Genomic DNA, 17,286 nt, shown 5'->3' with positions numbered 1-17,286 from the left:
AGCAGTACAAACTGCCCCGGCGCGGTGCGCTGTGAGAAGTACGCCGCGGACGCGCCGCAGCGCCGGCACCGCGGTGGCCAGCACCAGCATCACCGCGACGACCAGGAGCCCGCCGCCCGCGACGGCGGTGCGGGGGCCGAAGGCGGATCCCGCGGTGCCGTGCAGCACGTCGGCGAGACGCGGGCCGCCCGCCACGACGACGGTGAACACGCCCTGCATGCGCCCGCGCATCTCGTCGGTGGCGGCGGACAGCAGGATCGCCCCGCGGAAGACCATGGAGACCATGTCGGCCACCCCGGCGAGGGCGAGGAACGCCACCGCGATCCAGAGGTTGCGGCTCAGCCCGAAGCCCGCGATGGCCGCACCCCAGGCGACCACCGCCCCGATGACCATCCAGCCGTGCCGCCGGGCGCGGGAGAAGGTACCGGAGAACAGCCCGCCCAGCACGGCGCCGATAGGGATCGCCGCGAACAGCAGGCCCAGCGCGAGCCCTCCGCCGTACGAGGCGTAGGTCTGGGAGGCGAGCTGCGGGAACAGAGCGCGGGGCATGCCGAGGACCATGGCGATGATGTCGGCGAGGAACGACAGCAGCAGCACCGTGTGCCCGGAGACGTAGCGGAAGCCGGCGGCGATCTCCTTCACCCCCGCACGCCGCACCGCCGTACCTGCCAGGGGCTGCAGGGAGGGCAGCCGGTGGACCGCCCACACCGTCACGCACAGGGCCAGGGCGTCGACGAGGTACAGCTCCGGCAGCCCGATGACGGGGATGAGGGCGCCGGCGAGCAGCGGGCCCGCCACCTGCCCGGTCTGCATCACGGTCGAGCCGAGGGCGTTCGCGGCGGGCAGTTCGTCCTCGGGGACCAGCCGGGCTATGGAGGCGTTGCGGGCCGGTGCGTTGAGGCCCCAGAAGGCCTGCTGCACGGCGAGCAGCAGCATGAGCGCTCCGACGGACTCCAGGCCCACGAAGGCCTGGAGCCCGAACAGCAGCGAGGTGACGGCGATGCCGCTGTTGGTGATCAGCAGCAGCTTGCGCCGGTCCATGGTGTCGGCGATCGCCCCGCCCCACAGCGCGAACACGATCAGGGGCACGAGCCCGGCCAGGCTCGCGGCGCCGACCCATGCCGAGGAGCCGGTGATGTCGTAGATCTGCTTGGGGACGGCGACGGCGGTGAGCTGGCTGCCGACCGCCGTGACGATGGTCGAGCCCCACAACCGCCGGTAGGCGGGGCGGCGCAGGGGACGGGTGTCCATGGCCCAACGCCGGCAGCCGCGCCGCCGGGGCGCCCGTGGACCGGGTTCCCGCTCTTCGGTCGTGCTCTCGCTCGTGTCCACGCGCCGCTTCTTCGATGCTCGCTACATCTTTTCGGGCGGGGATCACTATCGCACCAGCCTGCCGGGACACCGCGGCGGAGGTGTCAGCTTCCGATGACGAGCACGGCGCCCAGCACGATCATCGTGGCGGCCACCAGGCCGTCCAGGACGCGCCAGGCGGCCGGCTTGGCGAGGAAACGGCCCAGCATCCGCGCGCCGAACCCGAGGGCGGCGAACCAGCACAGGCTGGCCAGCACCGCGCCGAGGCCGAAGGTCCAGCGCAGCGCACCGTGGTCGGCGGCGACGGAGCCCAGCAGGAAGACGGTGTCGAGGTAGACGTGCGGGTTGAGCCAGGTCATGGCCAGGCAGGTGAGCACGGCCCGGCGCACCGATCCGGCCGCCTCCCCCTCCGCCCGCAGCGCGTCGCCGCCGGGCCGCAGCACCCGGCGGGCGGCCAGCGCACCGTAGACCAGCAGGAACGCGCCGCCGATCCAGCCGACCACGGTCAGGGCGCCCGGCCACTTCACCACGACCGCGCCGACCCCGCCGACCCCGAGCGCGATCAGCGCCGCGTCCGACAGGGCGCAGATGGCGACCACGGCGAGGACGGCCTGGCGGCGGATCCCCTGGCGCAGGACGAAGGCGTTCTGGGCGCCGATGGCGACGATGAGGGACAGTCCGGTGCCGAAACCGGCGGCGCCGGCGGTGAAGGTGCTGGTCATGGCGTCGACGCTACGGACGCCCACCATCCGGGTCCAGCTAAAGATTCTTACGTATCATTAGCACGCGTGATGATGACCGATCTCCCGTTGGACCAGGTGCGGACCCTGCTCGCCGTCGTGGACGAGGGGACGTTCGACGCGGCCGCGGTCGCGCTGCATGTGACGCCGTCGGCGATCAGCCAGCGGGTGAAGGCGCTGGAGCAGCGCACGGGCCGGGTCCTGCTGTTGCGGACCAAGCCGGTGCGGCCGACCGAGTCGGGTGAGGTGCTGGTCCGGCTCGCCCGCCAGGTGGCACGCCTGGAGCACGACGCCTGCGCGGAGCTGGGGCTGGCCGACACCGGGGAGCCGATCCGGGTGTCGGTCGCGGTCAACGCCGACTCTCTGGCCACCTGGTTCCTGCCCGTGCTCGCACGCGTGCCGCAGGAGCCGCGGCTCTGCTTCGAGCTGCGCCGCGAGGACGAGGACCACACCGCGGCCCTGCTGCGGGAGGGCGTGGTGATGGCCGCGGTGACCTCGTCGCCCGACCCGGTGCCGGGCTGCTCCGTGCGGTCGCTCGGGCGGATGCGCTACCTCCCCGTGGCCGCGCCGGACTTCGCCGCGCACCACCTCGGCGGGCCGCCGACGCAGGTGCTCACGGAGGTGCCCGTGGTGGTCTTCGACCGGCGTGACGACTTCCAGGACGGCTTCGTCCGCGGGCTCACCCGGGGACGCAGCGGCGCGAGCGCGCTGCGGCACTACGTGCCCACCTCGGAGGGCTTCGTCGAGGCCGTCGCCGCCGGACTGGGCTGGGGGCTGGTGCCGGAGCCCCAGGCGGATCCCCTGCTCCGCGCGGGCCGGCTCGTCGGCATCGCCCCGGGCCGCAGTGTCGACGTGCCGCTGTACTGGCAGCAGTGGAAGCTCGACTCGCCGGCACTGGCGCAGGTGGCGGAGGCGGTGACGGCGACCGCGGCGGAGACGCTGCGGGCCTGACGGCCTCAGTCGCGAATGTCCTCCAGCCGGGCGGCCGCGCTGTCCAGCAGCATCTCCAGGGCCGTCGGGTAGGCGCTGGTGAGCATGCGGGTGGTGAGCAGGGGCGCCGCCTCGGCGATGCGGGGATGGGTGGCGGCGGGCAGACGGGCGTACGTCGAGCGCCACATGTCCTCGTCGGCGTGCAGCGAGTCGCTCGGCAGGGCCAGCGAGGCGGCGTCCAGCGCGGCGAAGGCCAGGGTCTGGTCGATGAAGGCGTGGTAGATGCGCACGGTGTCGGGCAGCGGGAAACCGGCCCTGCGCAGGACGTCCAGGACGGCCTCGTCCGCGGCCAGCTCGTGGGCCCGGCCCGTGACGCGGTTCGTGGTCAGCAGGGCGGCCTGCGGATGGGCCAGATACGCGGCGTGGATGCGCAGCCCGAAGGACCGCAGGTCCGCCCGCCACTCCCCCGTGGGCCGCCAGCCCTCGAGGGCCTGGCCGATGAGCGCGTCGCCGATGGCGAGGGTCAGGTCGTCCATGCCGCGGAAGTACCGGTAGAGCGTGCTCGGGTCGGCGTCCAGGGCGAGGCCCAGCCGACGGGCGGTCAGTCCGGCGCTTCCGTGTTCGCGCAGCATGCGCAGCGCCGTCGCGACGATCAGCTCCTCGGTCAGCACGGTGCCGCTCTTGGTGGGCCTGCGCCGGCGGCGTTTCTCCTCGGGCACCACGGGCTTGGGCACGACGTTCCCCTCCTTGTCCCTTATGCCAACGCCATTGACCTTATGACACGGGGCGGCGTTTCATCTCTGCAAGGACGCGTCACGTTCTTCGCACATAGGGAGTTTCTGTCATGCGTGTACTGCTCGTGGGTGCCGGTGGTGTGGGCGGGGCGATCACCCGGATCGCGGCCCGGCGGCCGTTCTTCGAGGCGATGGTGGTGGCGGACTACGACCCGGGCCGGGCCGAGGCGGCGGTCGCTGCCCTGGAAGGCGACGCGCGGTTCACCGCGGAGCAGGTGGACGCGGGCGACGAAGCGGCCGTGGCCCGTCTGCTCCGGTGGCATCGCTGCGACGTGCTGCTCAACGCCACCGACCCCCGCTTCGTGATGCCCCTGTTCCGCGCGGCCCGCGCCGCGGGAGCCACCTATCTCGACATGGCGATGTCGCTGTCCCGCCCGCACGCCGAGCGGCCCTACGCGGAGTGCGGGGTCAAGCTCGGCGACGAGCAGTTCACGCAGGCCGCCGACTGGGAGAAGGAGGGGCTGCTGGCCCTCGTCGGCATGGGGGTGGAGCCGGGCCTGTCGGACGTCTTCGCGCGGTACGCCGCCGACGAACTCTTCGACGGGATCGAGGAGATCGGCATCCGCGACGGCGCGAACCTGACCGTCGACGGCTACGACTTCGCGCCCTCGTTCAGCATCTGGACCACCATCGAGGAGTGCCTCAACCCGCCGGTCGTCTACGAGACGGGCAAGGGCTGGTTCACCACCGAACCGTTCAGCGAGCCCGAGGTCTTCGACTTCCCCGAGGGCATCGGCCCGGTCGAATGCGTGAACGTCGAGCACGAGGAGGTGCTGCTCGTCCCGCGCTGGGTCGACGTCCGCCGGGTGACCTTCAAGTACGGCCTGGGTCGGGAGTTCGTCGAGACGCTGAAGACGCTGCATCTGCTGGGCCTGGACCGCACCGACCCGGTGGCCGTGCCCGGGCCGGACGGGCCGGTGAAGGTCTCGCCGCGGGACGTGGTCGCCGCGTGTCTGCCCGATCCGGCCACCCTCGGCGAGCGGATGCACGGCAAGACGTGTGCGGGCACCTGGGTGAAGGGCGTGAAGGATGGCACGCCCCGCGAGGTGTACCTCTACCACGTGGTCGACAATCAGTGGTCGATGACGGAGTACGGCTCCCAGGCGGTGGTGTGGCAGACGGCGATCAACCCCGTCGTCGCGCTCGAACTCCTCGCCACGGGCGCCTGGTCCGGGGCGGGCGTGCTCGGCCCGGAGGCCTTCCCGGCCCGGCCGTTCCTGGACCTGCTGACGGACTACGGCTCCCCCTGGGGCATGCGGGAGCAGTGAACGACTGTCCGGGAACGCCCAGTTTCAGTGCGCATCGACAGGTGACCCGAAGAGGAGCAAGCAGACGAGAGAGCACGTTTCTACTGCGATGCAGGTGACTTCGATGGACAACTGGCGAGACCACGCTGCCTGTCGGCACGAGGACCCCGAGCTCTTCTTCCCGATCGGCACCTCCGGCCCGGCTCTGCTGCAGACGGAGCAGGCCAAGGCGGTGTGCCGACGGCGCTGCCCGGTGCAGGAGCAGTGTCTGCAATGGGCCCTGGACACGGGCCAGTCCATCGGCGTGTGGGGCGGGACGAGCGAGAACGAACGACGTGCGCTGAAGCGCCGCACGGCCGCCCGCCGCCGCTCCGGCTGACACCGGCCACCACCCCCGGGGGGCCCTCGCTGCACGGCAGCGGTCCCCAGGGGTGCGGCCGTCCGGCCGGGGTTAGGCTCGCGACACGGATCCGTATCGCCGCGGAGAGGAGCCGACCATGAGCGTGCGCGTGCGCCGTGTCTACGATCCCGCCGAGCCGGAGGACGGGGTGCGGGTCCTGGTCGACCGGTTGTGGCCGCGCGGACTGGCGAAGGACGCGGCTCGGGTGGACGAGTGGCCGAAGGCGCTCACCCCGTCGACGGAGCTGCGCCGCTGGTACCACGCGGGCGAGGGCTCGTACGAGGAGTTCGCCGAGCGGTACGAGGCGGAGCTCGCCGCCGAGGAGGCCGCCGAGGCTCTCGACGGTGTGCGTGATCTGGCCGGAAAGGGCGACGTGACCCTGCTGACCGCGTCGAAGACGCCGGAGCAGAGCCATGCCACCGTGCTGGTCCGCCTCATCGGACCCTGAGGGAACGGGCCGTCCCGTCCGGTCAGGCGGTCTGCCGGGCCGCCGCCCGGCCCGCCGCCCGGCCCGAGAAGAGGCAGCCGCCGAGGAAGGTGCCCTCCAGGGCGTTGTAGCCGTGGACGCCGCCGCCGCCGAAGCCGGCGACCTCGCCGGCCGCGTACAGTCCCTCGACCGGCTTGCCGTCGGTCCCGAGGGCGCGGGAGTCCAGGTCGGTCTGGATGCCGCCGAGGGTCTTGCGGGTGAGGATGTGCAGCTTGACGCCGATCAGCGGGCCGGCCTCCGGGTCGAGGATGCGGTGCGGAGTGGCGACCCGACCGAGGCGGTCGCCGATGTAGCGGCGGGCGTTGCGGATGCCCTGCACCTGGGCGTCCTTGGCGTAGGGGTTGGCGATCTGCAGGTCGCGCGCCTCGATCTGGCGCTTGATCCCGGCCGCGTCGAGCAGCGGCTTGTCGGTGAGGTCGTTCATCTTCGCGACGAGCTGCTCGACACTGGACGCGGTCACGAAGTCGGCGCCCTTGCGCAGGAACGCGTCGACCGGTCCGGGGGCGCCCTTGCCGAGGATGCGTTCCTTGAGGAACCCGGCACGGTCTTTGGCGGTGATGTCGGGGTTCTGCTCGGAGCCCGACAGGGCGAACTCCTTCTCGATGATCTTCTGCGTGAGGATGAACCAGGAGTGGTCGTACCCGGCGATGTCCTCGGTGGTGCGCAGGTGCTTCAGGGTGCCGAGGGTGTCGTAGCCGGGCAGGCAGGGGCCGGGCAGTCGGCGGCCGAGGGCGTCGAACCACATCGAGGACGGTCCCGGCAGGATGCGGATGCCGTGGCCGGGCCAGATCGGGTCCCAGTTCTGCAGTCCCTCGGTGTAGTGCCACATGCGGTCGCGGTTGACCAGCCGTACGCCCGCCTCGGCGCTGATGCCGAGCATCCGCCCGTCGACGTAGGGGGGGACACCGGTGACCATCTCTCGGGGCGGGGTGCCGAGGCGCTCGGGCCAGTTGCGTCGGACGATGTCGTGGTCGGCGCCGATGCCGCCGCTGGTGACGATGACGGCCTGGGCGGTGAGTTCGAACTCGCCGATCGCCTCGCGGCTGGAGGCGACGCCCCGGGGTGAGGGGTCCTCGGCCAGGACCGTGCCGCGCACGCCCCGGGCGGTGCCGCCCTCGACGACGAGGGCGTCGACGCGGTGACGGTGGTGGAAGGTGAGCAGGCCGTCGCGGGCGGCCTGCTTGGCGTAGTGCACGAACGGTTCGACGACGCCGGTGCCGGTGCCCCAGGCGACGTGGAAGCGGGGCACGGTGTTGCCGTGCCCGTGCGCGGTGAGGTCGCCCCGCTCCGCCCAGCCGACGGTGGGCAGGAACCTGATGTTGTGCCCGTCGAGCCAGGAGCGCTTCTCCCCCGCGGCGAACTCGACGTAGGCGCGGGCCCAGCGCACGGCCCAGGAGTCCTCGTCGTCCAGCCGGTCGAAGCCCGCGCTGCCCCGCCAGTCGCTCCAGGCGAGGTCGAAGGAGTCCTTGATGCCCAGGCGCCGCTGCTCGGGCGAGTCGACGAGGAACAGCCCGCCGAAGGACCAGAATGCCTGGCCGCCGAGGTTGCCCGCGTTCTCCTGGTCGACGAGGGCGACCCGTCGGCCCCTGCTGGTCAGTTCGTGCGCCGCGACCAGGCCGGCGAGGCCCGCTCCGACGACGATGACATCGGCATCCATGGCGACCGTTCCCTTCTTCAGTTCTTCGTGTGATCGAGGGTGCCGCTGCCATCGGTCAGCAGGGCCGTGAGCAGTTGCTTCAGCCAAGCGCGGGCGTGGTCCAGGTCCCGGTCCAGCAGGAGTTGCGTGGTGACGCCGTCGTACGCGGCGACCACCGCGTGGGCGGCGCCGCCGGTGTCACCCAGTACGGCGGGCAGTGCGGTGTGGCCGCGGGCCCGGCCCAGCCGCTCGGCGATGGCCTGCCGCAGCCGCGCGCGGTGTTCGAGCAGGCTCCGCGCCACCTCCGGGTCGCGGGCGGCGTGCACGAGGAAGTCCGTCTTCACCAGGAGCCAGTCGCGGTCGAGGAGCAGCACGTCGCTGACGCGGTCCACGGCAGCGGGCACGTCGAGGCCGGGCCCGTCGAGGGCGAGGGCGCCGGAGACCTGCTCGGCGATCAGGTCGGCCCGCTCGCGGTAGAGGGCGAAGAAGAGCTCGTCGAGGCTGGAGAAGTTGGAGTAGAAGGCGCCCCTGCTGTAGCCGGCGGCCTCGCAGACCTCCTCGATCGAGACGTGGCCGAAGCCCTTGGCCGCGAACACGGAGAATGCCGCGTCCAGGAGGTTGGCGCGGGTGTGGACACGACGCCTGGTCACGCGCCCGGTCCTTCCCTCGACGGCCATGCCCGGCCCCCCTTTCGATACATGACTGTATTGGATACACCGATGTATCGAAAGAGCGAGCACTCCATACTCCATGGAACATATTTTCGAATACGGGGTACGCTGACCGTATGCATCTCCAGGGCTCCCTCTTCGACCAGGCCGACGAGCTCCGCCTCGGCTCTCTGGACGGGATCAGCCGTACCCACCTCGGCTTCGGCGCCTGGCTCGACACGCTGCCCGGATGGCTCGGCGGCTCGGACGGACTGTTCGAACAGCTGGCCGCCGAGGTCCCATGGCGGGCGGAGCGGCGCACGATGTACGACAACGTGGTCGACGTCCCCCGCCTGCTGGCGTTCTACGGCGTGGACGACCGGCTGCCGCACCCGGTGCTGGCCGAGGCACGGGACGCGTTGAGCGCCCACTACGGCGAGGAGCTGGGCGAGCCGTTCACCACGGCCGGGCTGTGCTACTACCGCGACGGCCGGGACAGCGTCGCGTGGCACGGCGACCGGATCGGACGCGGGGCGCGCGAGGACACGATGGTAGCGATCCTGTCCGTCGGAGCACCCCGTGACCTGCTGCTCCGCCCGCTGCGAGGCGGCCGGGACACCGTGCGCCGCCCTCTGGGCCACGGCGACCTCGTCGTGATGGGCGGCTCCTGCCAGCGCACCTGGGAGCACTCGATCCCCAAGAGCGCCCGGGCGACGGAACCGCGCATCAGTATCCAGTTCCGTCCGCACGGCGTGCGCTGAGCGCGGACCGAACACCCCTGCCGCACGGCTGCGTTACGGCGGACCCGGCGATTCCGTCCGCCGCGGGATCTGCTTCTCTTCTCCCGTCGGGCCGGTAGCGGGACCACACGAGGCGGGCGATCATGCAGGCGGACGTACAGCAAGTCGCGGACGGCACCTATCTGGTGCACGGATCGAACACCAACTGGGTGATCCTCACGGAGGGGGACGCCGTCACGCTGGTCGACACCGGTTACCCCGGTGACCGCGAGCAACTCCTCGCCTCGCTCGCGCAGGTGGGCAGCTCGCCGGAGGCGGTCGCGGCCGTGCTGATCACGCACGCGCACAACGACCACCTGGGCAGCGCGGAGTACCTGCGCGCCGCCTACGGCACGCCTGTCTTCCTGCACGAGGCCGAAGTGCCGCACGCGCGCCGGGAGTTCCTGCACCAGGTGTCCGTCGGGACGGTGCTGAAGAACGGCTGGCGGCCGGGGGTGCTGCCCTGGGCCGTGCACGCGCTGCGCTCGGGCGGCACGACCCCCGTCCCGGTGACGGCTCCGCAGGCGTTCCCGACGGGGGGCGCGCTGGACCTGCCCGGACGGCCGGTACCGGTGCACACCCCGGGTCACACCGACGGGCACTGCGCCTACCACCTGCCCGGCACCGGCGTACTGGTCTCCGGGGACGCTCTGGTCAGCGGGCACCCCACCTCGCGGGTCGAGGGACCGCAGCTGCTGCCGGACATGTTCCACCACGAGCGGCCCCGTGCCCTGGCGTCGCTGGACATCCTGGCGGAGCTGGAGGCCGAACTGCTGCTCCCCGGGCACGGGCCGGTGCACCGCGGGCCGGTGCGGGACGCCGCCCGGCGGGCCCGGGAACGCGCCCTCTAGAGTGAGGCGACGATCGGCGGCGAGACAAGGACACCCGGCGCATGGCACTGCAGATCAGCGCGACGAACCCCGAGCATCCCGCGCTCTTGCTGGAACTGCCGTGGCACCTGCCCCTTGAGGACTGGCCCGAGGAGTACCTCGTCCCGCTGCCCCGCGGCATCTCCCGGCACGTGGTGCGCTACTCCCGGGCAGGCGACGAGGTGATCGCCGTCAAGGAGCTGGCCGAGCGCCCGGCGCTGCGCGAGTACGACATGCTGCGCAATCTGGACCGGCTCGGCATCCCGTCGGTGGACCCGCTGGCCGTGGTCACCGGCCGCACCGACGACAGCGGCGCCCCGCTGGAGAGCGTCCTGGTCACCCGTCACCTGGGCGGCTCGATGCCGTACCGCTCGATGTTCGAGACGACCATGCGCCCGGCCACCATGCACCGGCTGATGGACGCGCTCGCGGTGCTTCTGGTGCGCCTGCACCTGGCCGGGTTCGCCTGGGGCGACTGCTCGCTGTCCAACACCCTCTTCCGGCGGGACGCGGGCGCCTACGCCGCGTATCTCGTGGACGCCGAGACCGGTGACCTGCATCCGCAGCTGAGCACCGGGCAGCGGGACTACGACCTCGACCTCGCCCGCGTCAACATCAGCGGGGAGCTGCTGGACCTGGAGGCGTCCGGGGCGCTGCACCCGTCCGTGGACCCGATCGAGTTCGGAATGGAGATCTGCGCCCGCTACCGCGGCCTGTGGGACGAGCTGACCCGGGCCTCCGTCTACCCGGCCGGCGAGTACCACTACATAGAACGCCGGATCCGCCGCCTGAACGACCTCGGTTTCGACGTGGCCGAGATGCAGATCGAGCACGCCTCGAACGGCGACACGGTCAGCTTCGTGCCCAAGGTCGTCGACGCGGGCCACCACCAGCGCCAGTTGCTGCGCCTGACCGGTCTCGACACGGAGGAGAACCAGGCGCGGCGGCTGCTGAACGACCTGGAGAGCTGGATGGCGACCCAGGACGACTACGCGCCCGGCGACCCCCTGGGGGCACGCCCGGAGGTTCTGGCCCACCGCTGGGTGCGGGAGGTCTTCCGGCCGACCGTGCGGGCCGTGCCCGTCGAACTGCGCGGTGCGATGGACCCGGCGGAGATCTACCACCAGCTCCTCGAACACCGCTGGTACCTGTCCGAGCGGGCCCAGCACGACATCGGCCTCGACGCCGTGGTCGAGGACTACATCCACAACATCCTGCCCACGGCCCGCAAGACGCTGCAGCCCACGGCGGAGTGAGGGGGCGGCGCCCTCACGCGTGCGGCACCACCGCCACCGGGCAGTCCGCGTGGTGCAGCATCCCGTGGGCCACCGAGCCGATGCGGGCCCCGACGGCCGTGCGGTGGGCCCGGCGGCCGACGACCATCAGCTGGGCCGTCCCGGCCACCGACAGCAGCACCTGGCTCGCGCTGCCCATCTCCACATGCTCCTCGACCGGCACGTCGGGGAAGCGTTCCCGCCACGGCCGGACCGCGGCGGCCAGGCCCTTCTTCTCGTACGGCTCCAGTCCCCCGGCCTCGTCGAGGAGCTTCAGCGAGCCCGGGCTGTAGGCGAAGACGGGCGGCAGGTTCCAGGCCCGTACGACCCGCACGGTCGCCCCGCGCGCGGCGGCCGTCTCGAAGGCGAAGCGCAGCGCTTCGGCGCTGTCCTCCGGGTCGCCCTGCTGGCCCACGACGACCTCCCGCCCGGCGGCCTCGGACGCGGGCTGGTCGCCGGCCCGGACGAGCACCACGGGCCGGGTGGTCGCGGCGATCACCTGCTGGCCGACGGAGCCGAGCAGGAACCCGACGATGCGGCCGTGCCCGCGCGAGCCGAGGACCAGCATCTCGGCGTCGGCCGCGGCGGCGACCAGGGTGTCGGCCACCGCGCCCTCGATGACATCGGTGGTCACCGCGAGATCCGGATGGTGTGCGGTGACGGTCCCTACGGCTTCGGTCACGGCGCCGTGCACCCACTCGGCCTGGCTGTCCGCGTCCCCGGCGATCCCCGCCTCGATCACCTCCTGGGAGTGGGCCCGCCAGGCGTGCACCACCCGGAGCGCCAGCCCGCGCCGCACCGCCTCCCTCGCCGCCCACGCCAGGGCGGCGAGGCTCTCCTGCGATCCGTCGACCCCTGCGGTGATCGGACGTGTCATCCTGCTGTCTCCCCTCGCCGAAAATCACTACGTGCTCATGATCAGTCTTCACTACACTGCCCGCATGTCACTGGAGTGGGAGCAGGTAATGGTGGACTCGGCCGATCCCGAGGCCCTGGGCCGCTGGTGGGCCGAGGCTCTCGGCTGGGTGGTGGTGAACGACGCACCCGACGAGTTCGAGATCCGGCCGGCCCCGGACCGGCTGCCGGGCCTGCTTTTCACGACGGTGCCGGAGCGCAAGACGATCAAGAACCGCCTCCACTTCGACTTCCGGCCCGACGACCAGGAGGCCGAGGTGGCCCGGCTGCTGGCGCTCGGCGCGCGGCACGCCGACGTCGGTCAGGGCGAGCAGTCGTGGGTGACGCTCGCCGACCCGGAGGGCAACGAGTTCTGCGTGCTGGGGGCCTTCAAGAGCTGATCCCCGTATCCGGGCACCGCGATGCGATCGAACATACGATGGGCGGAGGTCGGCGCGGCGCCCCGGGACGCCGTGCCGTGAGTCGACCGCCCGGTGTGGGGGACGTATGGCACAGGCCGCCGATACGGCGCGGACCGTCATCATGACCGTGGACGACGACCCGGGTGTCTCCCGGGCCGTGGCCCGGGACCTGAGGCGGCGGTACGGCGCGTCGTACCGGATCGTGCGGGCGGAGTCCGGCGCGTCCGCGCTGGACGCGCTGCGCGAGCTGAAGCTCCGCGGCGACCTCGTGGCCGTGATCCTGGCCGACTACCGGATGCCGCAGATGAACGGCATCGAGTTCCTCGAACAGGCCCTGGACGTCTACCCGGGCGCGCGGCGCGTGCTGCTGACCGCGTACGCGGACACGAACGCCGCGATCGACGCGATCAACGTCGTCGACCTCGACCACTACCTCCTGAAGCCGTGGGACCCGCCCGAGGAGAAGCTGTACCCGGTCCTCGACGATCTGCTCCAGGCGTGGCGGACCAGTGACTTCCGGGCGGTGCCCAGCACCAAGGTCGTGGGGCACCGGTGGTCGTCGCGCTCCTCGGACGTGCGGGAGTTCCTGGCCCGCAACCAGGTGCCGTACCGCTGGTACTCCTCCGACGAGCCGGAGGGGCGACGGCTGCTGGCCGCGGCCGGCGAGGACGGGATGCGGCTGCCGGTGGTGATCACGCCGGACGGGACACCGCTGGTCGAGCCGGAGGCCGTGGACCTCGCCGCCCGGGTCGGGCTGGCGACGACCCCGACGGCCGACTTCTACGACCTGGTCGTCATCGGCGGCGGCCCGGCCGGGCTCGGCGCGGCGGTCTACGGCGCCTCCGAGGGGCTGCGGACCGTGCTGGTGGAGCGGTCCGCGACCGGCGGGCAGGCGGGCCAGAGCTCACGCATCGAGAACTACCTGGGCTTCCCCGACGGCGTGTCGGGGGCGCAGCTCACCGACCGGGCCCGACGGCAGGCGTCGAAGTTCGGCGCCGAGATCCTGACCGCGCGCGAGGTGACGGCCCTGGAGGTCAACGGCGCCGCCCGGATCGTACGGTTCTCCGACGGCTCGGCGATCGCCGCGCACAGCGTCATCCTGGCCACCGGCGTGTCCTACCGGCAGCTGGCGGCGCCCGGCTGCGAGGACCTGACCGGCTGCGGCCTGTACTACGGGTCCGCCCTGACGGAGGCCCCTTCCTGCCAGGACCAGGACGTCTACATCGTCGGCGGCGCCAACTCCGCGGGGCAGGCAGCCATGTATCTGTCCCGGGGTGCCAAGTCGGTGACCCTGCTGGTGCGGGGGGAGTCGCTGTCGGCGTCGATGTCGCACTACCTGATCCAGCAGATCGAGGAGTCCCCCAACATCCAGGTCCGATCCCGTACGGTCGTCGAGGCCGCGCACGGCGACGGCCGCCTGGAGCGGCTGACCCTGCGGGACGTGGACAGCGGGCAGACTGAACTAGTCGACGCGCAGTGGGTGTTCGTGTTCATCGGCGCGGCGCCGCTGACCGACTGGCTGGACGGCACGGTGCTGCGGGACGAGCGCGGGTTCATCCTCGCCGGGCCCGACCTGAGCGCGGACGGCCGCCCGCCGGAGGGCTGGGAGCTGGACCGGCCGCCCTACCACCTGGAGACCAATGTGCCCGGCGTGTTCGTGGCGGGCGACGCCCGCTCCGAGTCCGCGAAGCGGGTCGCGTCCGCCGTCGGAGAGGGAGCCATGGCCGTGATGCTCGTCCACCGGTACCTGGAGCAGTCATGAGCGGGCGGTCGGCGCCGTGCGACCCGCAGGAGATCGGGGCGCTGTTCCTGTTCGAGAAGCTCACGCCCGAGCAGCTCGGCAGGCTGTGCAGCGAGGGCCGGGTGGAACGCTTCGAGCCCGGTCCCGTGTACACCGAGGGCGAACCCGCCACCTGCTTCTACGTGATGCTCGAGGGCTCGGTGGTGCTGTACCGCCGGGTCGGCGGCGACGACGTGGAGGTGACCCGGACCTCCCAGCGGGGGGTGTACGCGGGGTCGATGCAGGCGTACCTGGGCGACCGGGTGCGGCAGGTCTACAACAACTCCATGCGCGTCACGGAGCCGACGCGGTTCTTCGTGCTGCCCGCCGACACGTTCGCGGGCATCATGCAGGAGTGGTTCCCGATGGCGGTGCATCTGCTGGAGGGGCTGTTCTTCGGTTCGAAGAGCACCCAGCGGGCCATCGGGCAGCGTGAACGGCTGCTGGCGCTGGGCTCGTTGTCCGCCGGCCTCACGCACGAGCTGAACAACCCGGCCGCGGCGGCCGTACGGGCGACCGCGACGCTGCGGGAGCGGGTCGGCAAGATGCGCCACAAGCTGGCGGTGATCGCGCAGGGGTCGTACTCCCCCGAGGTCATGGCCCGTCTCGTCGACATCCAGGAGCGCACGGCCGAACGGGTCGCGAAGGCACCGGCGCTGAGTCCGCTGGAGGCCTCCGACCGGGAGGACGCCGTGACCGACTGGCTGGACGACCAGGGCATCCCGGAGGGCTGGCGGATCGCGCCCACCTTCGTCCAGGCCGGTCTCGACGTGGACTGGCTGGACCAGATCGCGGCGGCGGTGGACGAGGACATCCTGCCCAACGCGATCGGGTGGCTCAACTACACCGTCGAGACCGAGCTGCTGATGGACGAGATCAACGACTCGACCACCCGCATCTCGCACCTCGTGGACGCGGCGAAGCAGTACTCGCAGCTCGACCGGGCGCCCTTCCGACACGCCGACGTGCACGAACTCCTCGACTCGACCCTGCTGATGCTGTCGGGCAAGATCGGCAAGCAGATCGAGGTCGTCAAGGACTACGACCGTTCGCTGCCGAGGATCCCCGCGTACCCCGCGGAGCTCAACCAGGTGTGGACGAACCTCATCGACAACGCGGTCGCGGCGATGAACAGCGCGGGCGGGGAGGGAACGTTGACGGTGCGGACGGCTCCGGACCACGACCGGCTGCTGGTGGAGTTCCGTGACACGGGCGTCGGCATCCCGGCGGAGGACCGGGGGCGGATCTTCGATCCCTTCTTCACCACGAAGCCGGTGGGTGAGGGGACGGGGCTCGGGCTCGACATCTCCTGGCGGATCGTGGTCAACAAGCACCACGGGAGCATCCAGGTGGAGTCCGAGCCGGGGGACACGCGTTTCCAGGTACTGCTTCCGCTGACAGCGCTCGAGGAGGAGTCGGCATGAGTGGCGAGAACGGGATCGACCCGAGTGTGCCGCCGAGCGGCAGCGGCTGCGCGGAGTGTGATGCGGCCGGGGGGTGGTGGTTCCACCTACGGCGGTGTGCGCAGTGCGGGCACGTGGGGTGTTGTGACAGCTCGCCGGCGAAGCACGCGACGGGGCATTTCCGGGAGACCGGACATCCCCTGGTGCAGAGCTTCGAGCCGGGTGAGGACTGGTACTGGGACTATGCGACGAACGAGTTGTACGAGGGCGGGCCGGAGCTGGCCGGGCCGGTGAGTCATCCGGCCGATCAGCCCACGCCGGGGCCGGCGGGGCGGGTGCCCGGTGACTGGGCGAAGATTCTGCGCGCCTAGGAAGTCGAGGCTTTCCGACGCACGGCGGCCGCGCCTCGTCGGTGGTTGATCGCGCAGTTCCCCGCGCCCCCGAAAAAGAAGGTTGGTTCTGTGCAGCAGGCGTCATCGGCCACGCCCGTCGTCGGACGGGATGCCGAACTCACGCGACTCTCAGGTGTACTGGAGCGTGCGCGAGGCGGTGAGGCCAGGGCCGTGTTGATCGCCGGGGACGCCGGCGTCGGCAAGACCCGGGTGCTCGACGAGGTCGGGGGGCAGGCTGCCGCGACGGGCATGACCGTGGTCACCGGGCACTGCGTGGATCTCGGCGACGTCGGGCTGCCCTATCTGCCGTTCACCGAGATTCTCGGGGTGCTTGCCGCCGACGGGCGGTTCGCGGGCGCGCTCGCCGCCCATCCCGTGGTCGAGCGGCTGCTGGGAGCCGGATCCGACTCCGTGCGGGACGTGGACGGGCGGTTGCGGCTGTTCGAGGGGATGGCGGGACTGCTGGCCGAGGTCGCCGAGGTCGCGCCGCTGCTGCTCGTGCTGGAGGACCTGCACTGGGCGGACCAGTCGTCCCGGGACCTGCTGCGGTTCCTGCTCGGCCGGGGCGTGCTGCGGCACCGGCTGGCGGTGTTCGCCTCGTACCGGGCCGACGACCTGCACCGCCGGCATCTGCTGCGACCGCTGCTCGCCGAGCTGATACGGCTGCCCGTGGTCGAGCGGCTGGAGTTGCGGCCGCTGGCCGATTCCGATGTGGACCGGCTGGTGCGGGCTCTGGAGCCCGGGCCGCTGCTGGACGCCACGGTGCGCCGGATCGTGGAACGGGCCGAGGGGAACGCCTTCTACGCGGAGGAGTTGCTCGCCGCGACCGACACGGAGTCGGGCGGGGTGCCCAGTGGGCTCGCCGATGTGCTGCTGATCCGTTTCGAGCAGCTGCCCGAGACCGCGCAGCAGGTGCTGCGGACCGCCGCCGTCGCCGGTCGCCGAGTGGAGCACGACCTGCTGCGGGAGGCGGTGGGGCTGCCGGAGGCGGAGCTGGAGTCGGCGCTGCGGGAGGCGGTGGGGCGGCAGTTGCTGGTCGCCGGGGACGACGACACCTACTCCTTCCGGCACGCCCTCGCCCGCGAGGCCGTCTACGCCGATCTGCTGCCCGGGGAACGGGCGCGACTGCACGGCGCGTTCGCGCGGCTGCTCGCCGGGCGCGGGCATCTCGCCGAGAGTGCCGCCGAGCGCGCCCACCACTACCGGGAGAGCGACGACCTCGGCCGCAGGGGATCCACCGGGTGCGGTTCAGCCCGCCCGCCCATCGCGCCTGCTTGC

Annotated in this window: 18 protein-coding genes; 12 read left to right on the top strand and 6 right to left on the bottom strand. The window is 72.0% G+C overall.

Annotated features, from left to right (window positions below; genetic code table 11):
* Both ABZ281_RS10450 and ABZ281_RS10445 read right to left on the bottom strand, forming a co-directional pair.
* On the bottom strand, nt 1-1,332 hold a 1,332-nt coding region (locus tag ABZ281_RS10450; RefSeq protein WP_356654050.1), incomplete at its 3' end, for an MFS transporter.
* A gap of 83 nt (nt 1,333-1,415) precedes the next feature.
* A complete protein-coding gene (locus ABZ281_RS10445) occupies nt 1,416-2,033 on the bottom strand; it encodes a LysE/ArgO family amino acid transporter (protein WP_356654048.1) in 618 nt (205 codons plus the stop codon).
* 69 nt (nt 2,034-2,102) lie between these two features.
* Between ABZ281_RS10445 and ABZ281_RS10440 the strand changes: the two genes are divergently transcribed.
* Nucleotides 2,103-3,002 (top strand): LysR family transcriptional regulator ArgP, encoded by a 900-nt coding sequence (locus tag ABZ281_RS10440; RefSeq protein ID WP_356654052.1) that lies wholly within the window; start codon nt 2,103-2,105, stop codon nt 3,000-3,002.
* A gap of 5 nt (nt 3,003-3,007) precedes the next feature.
* Here ABZ281_RS10440 and ABZ281_RS10435 read toward each other — a convergent pair whose 3' ends face one another.
* Nucleotides 3,008-3,715 carry a TetR/AcrR family transcriptional regulator gene (locus ABZ281_RS10435; RefSeq protein WP_356654046.1) on the bottom strand — a complete coding sequence of 236 codons (708 nt, stop codon included), beginning with the start codon at nt 3,713-3,715 and terminating at the stop codon, nt 3,008-3,010.
* A 110-nt stretch (nt 3,716-3,825) separates the two neighbouring features.
* On the opposite strand from ABZ281_RS10435, the gene ABZ281_RS10430 reads away from it, so the two are divergent.
* The 3 genes from ABZ281_RS10430 to ABZ281_RS10420 all read left to right on the top strand — a co-directional run bounded on the left by ABZ281_RS10430 (nt 3,826) and on the right by ABZ281_RS10420 (nt 5,870).
* Nucleotides 3,826-5,043, top strand: a complete 1,218-nt coding sequence (locus ABZ281_RS10430; protein WP_356654044.1) for a saccharopine dehydrogenase C-terminal domain-containing protein — start codon at nt 3,826-3,828, stop codon at nt 5,041-5,043.
* A 103-nt stretch (nt 5,044-5,146) separates the two neighbouring features.
* Nucleotides 5,147-5,401, top strand: coding sequence for a WhiB family transcriptional regulator (locus ABZ281_RS10425; RefSeq protein ID WP_030844076.1), 255 nt, complete (start codon nt 5,147-5,149; stop codon nt 5,399-5,401).
* Nucleotides 5,402-5,519: 118 nt separating this feature from the next.
* Nucleotides 5,520-5,870: a DUF488 family protein gene (locus tag ABZ281_RS10420; RefSeq protein ID WP_356654041.1), complete on the top strand. Its 351-nt coding sequence runs from the start codon at nt 5,520-5,522 to the stop codon at nt 5,868-5,870.
* Between the two features lie 22 nt (nt 5,871-5,892).
* Here ABZ281_RS10420 and ABZ281_RS10415 read toward each other — a convergent pair whose 3' ends face one another.
* Nucleotides 5,893-7,566, bottom strand: a complete 1,674-nt coding sequence (locus ABZ281_RS10415; RefSeq protein ID WP_356654039.1) for an FAD-binding dehydrogenase — start codon at nt 7,564-7,566, stop codon at nt 5,893-5,895.
* 17 nt (nt 7,567-7,583) lie between these two features.
* Entirely contained in the window at nt 7,584-8,222 is a 639-nt protein-coding gene (locus ABZ281_RS10410) for a TetR/AcrR family transcriptional regulator (protein ID WP_356654037.1), read from the bottom strand.
* 110 nt (nt 8,223-8,332) lie between these two features.
* On the opposite strand from ABZ281_RS10410, the gene ABZ281_RS10405 reads away from it, so the two are divergent.
* From ABZ281_RS10405 to ABZ281_RS10395, 3 genes are all read left to right on the top strand, one after another.
* Nucleotides 8,333-8,956, top strand: a complete 624-nt coding sequence (locus ABZ281_RS10405) for an alpha-ketoglutarate-dependent dioxygenase AlkB (protein ID WP_356654035.1) — start codon at nt 8,333-8,335, stop codon at nt 8,954-8,956.
* A gap of 122 nt (nt 8,957-9,078) precedes the next feature.
* Nucleotides 9,079-9,825: an MBL fold metallo-hydrolase gene (locus tag ABZ281_RS10400; RefSeq protein WP_356654033.1), complete on the top strand. Its 747-nt coding sequence runs from the start codon at nt 9,079-9,081 to the stop codon at nt 9,823-9,825.
* A 41-nt stretch (nt 9,826-9,866) separates the two neighbouring features.
* Nucleotides 9,867-11,099 carry a DUF4032 domain-containing protein gene (locus ABZ281_RS10395; protein ID WP_356654031.1) on the top strand — a complete coding sequence of 411 codons (1,233 nt, stop codon included), beginning with the start codon at nt 9,867-9,869 and terminating at the stop codon, nt 11,097-11,099.
* A gap of 13 nt (nt 11,100-11,112) precedes the next feature.
* Here the strand turns inward: ABZ281_RS10395 and ABZ281_RS10390 are convergent, their stop codons facing one another.
* The gene (locus ABZ281_RS10390; RefSeq protein WP_356654029.1) at nt 11,113-11,994 is read right to left on the bottom strand and encodes a universal stress protein; all 882 of its coding nucleotides are present in this window, start codon (nt 11,992-11,994) and stop codon (nt 11,113-11,115) included.
* 64 nt (nt 11,995-12,058) lie between these two features.
* Between ABZ281_RS10390 and ABZ281_RS10385 the strand changes: the two genes are divergently transcribed.
* The 5 genes from ABZ281_RS10385 to ABZ281_RS10365 all read left to right on the top strand — a co-directional run.
* Nucleotides 12,059-12,412 carry a VOC family protein gene (locus ABZ281_RS10385; protein WP_306921465.1) on the top strand — a complete coding sequence of 118 codons (354 nt, stop codon included), beginning with the start codon at nt 12,059-12,061 and terminating at the stop codon, nt 12,410-12,412.
* Between the two features lie 106 nt (nt 12,413-12,518).
* Nucleotides 12,519-14,195, top strand: coding sequence for an FAD-dependent oxidoreductase (locus ABZ281_RS10380; protein ID WP_356654027.1), 1,677 nt, complete (start codon nt 12,519-12,521; stop codon nt 14,193-14,195).
* Nucleotides 14,192-15,637 carry an ATP-binding protein gene (locus ABZ281_RS10375; RefSeq protein ID WP_356654025.1) on the top strand — a complete coding sequence of 482 codons (1,446 nt, stop codon included), beginning with the start codon at nt 14,192-14,194 and terminating at the stop codon, nt 15,635-15,637. The genes ABZ281_RS10380 and ABZ281_RS10375 overlap by 4 nt, the downstream gene beginning before the upstream one ends.
* Complete coding sequence (locus ABZ281_RS10370; RefSeq protein ID WP_306921472.1) at nt 15,634-15,987, top strand: UBP-type zinc finger domain-containing protein; 354 nt, start codon at nt 15,634-15,636, stop codon at nt 15,985-15,987. Before ABZ281_RS10375 ends, ABZ281_RS10370 begins: the two co-directional genes overlap by 4 nt.
* Nucleotides 15,988-16,077: 90 nt before the next feature.
* A partial coding sequence (locus ABZ281_RS10365) for an AAA family ATPase (RefSeq protein WP_356654023.1) occupies nt 16,078-17,286 on the top strand: 1,209 nt, incomplete at its 3' end.

Origin of the sequence: Streptomyces sp. NPDC006265 (assembly GCF_040613555.1) — a bacterium.
In the GTDB taxonomy this organism is placed as follows: domain Bacteria; phylum Actinomycetota; class Actinomycetes; order Streptomycetales; family Streptomycetaceae; genus Streptomyces.
This window is presented reverse-complemented; position numbering and strand designations above follow the sequence as displayed.